This window comes from Solibaculum intestinale (genome assembly GCF_040096205.1).
GTDB lineage: Bacteria > Bacillota > Clostridia > Oscillospirales > Acutalibacteraceae > Solibaculum_A > Solibaculum_A intestinale.
In genome coordinates this window covers 1-1,727 of sequence record NZ_JBBMFD010000057.1, presented here as the reverse complement: position 1 = coordinate 1,727, position 1,727 = coordinate 1, and the positions used below count along the sequence as shown (strand labels likewise).

Genomic DNA, 1,727 nt, shown 5'->3' with positions numbered 1-1,727 from the left:
AAGGCTCTGTCACAACAAATGGTTGATTTTTGACGAGAAATAGCGTATAATAATAGTAAGAAACAGTACCACCGAAGGAGGTAATTGGATATGCCTACTATCAAAGACGCATTAGATATTATCGGTAAGTTGACTGTCGCAGAGCAGGAAAGCCTTAAAACAATGCTTTTAAGTCCTGCCTTTGTAAAGTCTTTGAATATTGAAGATTTCGTAGCAAAGGAACGCTTTGCAAATGGTCGTGTATGCCCTCTTTGTGGCTGTATCCATGTGGTTCGCAATGGTCATCGTAAAGATGGCACACAGCGATATGTATGTAAGGATTGTGGCAAGTCCTTCGTGATTGCTACGAACTCCATTGTGTCTGGTACAAGAAAAGACTTGTCCGTGTGGGAGCAGTACATTGATTGTATGATGAATGGCTTATCCATTCGTAAGACTGCTGTTGCTTGTGGGATTCACAGAAACACCGCATTCCTTTGGAGACACAAGATTTTGGATGCACTTCAGAATATGGCAGACGATGTTACCCTTGACGGCATTATTGAGGCTGACGAAACTTTTTTCGCCATCTCGTACAAGGGCAATCATAGCAAGAGTAAGACATTTGCTATGCCACGCAAGGCTCATAAGCGTGGTCATTCTACACATATCAGAGGCTTGTCCCAAGAAAAGGTATGTGTTCCTTGTGCGGTTAATAGGAATGGCTTGTCTATCTCCAAGATTACGAATACTGGTAGAGTTTCTACAAGAGATTTACATCATATTTATGATGGTAGGATTAAGACCAATTCCACTCTTGTTACGGACAAGATGAACTCCTATGTGAGATTTACAAATGCCAATGGCATTGACCTTGTGCAGTTAAAGACTGGCAAAGCCAAGAAAGGCATTTATAATATCCAACATATCAATAGCTACCATAGCCAGCTAAAGAGGTTTATGCGTGGCTTTAACGGTGTTTCTACCAAGTATCTGAACAACTATCTTGTGTGGAATAACCTTGTAAATTACGCCAAAGAAAGCGACATGGAGAAAAGGAACATCTTCTTAACTTTCGTTTTGGCAACATTGAAAACTGCTAAATGCAGAGATTTATCAAACAGACCAGCAGTTCCTCTGGTCGCCTAATTAGAATTTGTGGAGATGATAAGATGGTCAATATAACAGATGTAAAACAGATTCTTCAATTTGCAATAGATGCGGAGATTAAAGTCTTTCTTGATGGTGGCTGGGGTGTAGATGCTCTTCTTGGATATCAGTCAAGAGCCCATAATGATATTGACATTTTTGTAGAAAAGAACGATTATCAGAACTTTATAGAAATAATGAAAGCTAATGGCTTTTATGAGATTAAGATGGAATATACAACATTGAACCATACTGTATGGGAAGATTTGAAAAACAGAATTATTGATTTGCATTGTTTTGAATATACGGACGAAGGTGAAATTCTTTATGATGGGGATTGTTTTCCGGTAGAAACTTTTTCGGGTAAAGGAAGAATTGAGGAAATAGAGGTTTCCTGTATTGAACCATATAGTCAAGTAATGTTCCATCTGGGATACGAGTTTGATGAAAATGATGCACATGATGTGAAGTTATTGTGTGAGACACTTCATATCGAAATTCCAAATGAGTATAGATAACTGCAAATAACAGTTTGTAGGGGAGTTCTGATACTCCCCTATAAAAATGGCTATTTATCAACTGTTTGTTGTGACATAGCC

General features: G+C 38.5%; 2 protein-coding genes. Both read left to right on the top strand.

The features are described from left to right. The first annotated feature begins 90 nt into the window (after positions 1-90). The gene (locus WMO26_RS13480) at positions 91-1,128 is read left to right on the top strand and encodes an IS1595-like element ISSag10 family transposase (protein WP_002837184.1); all 1,038 of its coding nucleotides are present in this window, start codon (positions 91-93) and stop codon (positions 1,126-1,128) included. 23 nt (positions 1,129-1,151) lie between these two features. Further along, positions 1,152-1,646 (top strand): lincosamide nucleotidyltransferase Lnu(C), encoded by a 495-nt coding sequence (gene lnu(C), locus WMO26_RS13475; RefSeq protein WP_019543803.1) that lies wholly within the window; start codon positions 1,152-1,154, stop codon positions 1,644-1,646. Positions 1,647-1,727 lie beyond the last annotated feature (81 nt).

Coding starts and splice junctions, on each gene's coding strand:
- WMO26_RS13480 (WP_002837184.1), top strand. CDS start 91: ATGCCTACTATCAAAGACGCATTAGATATTATCGGTAAGTTGACTGTC.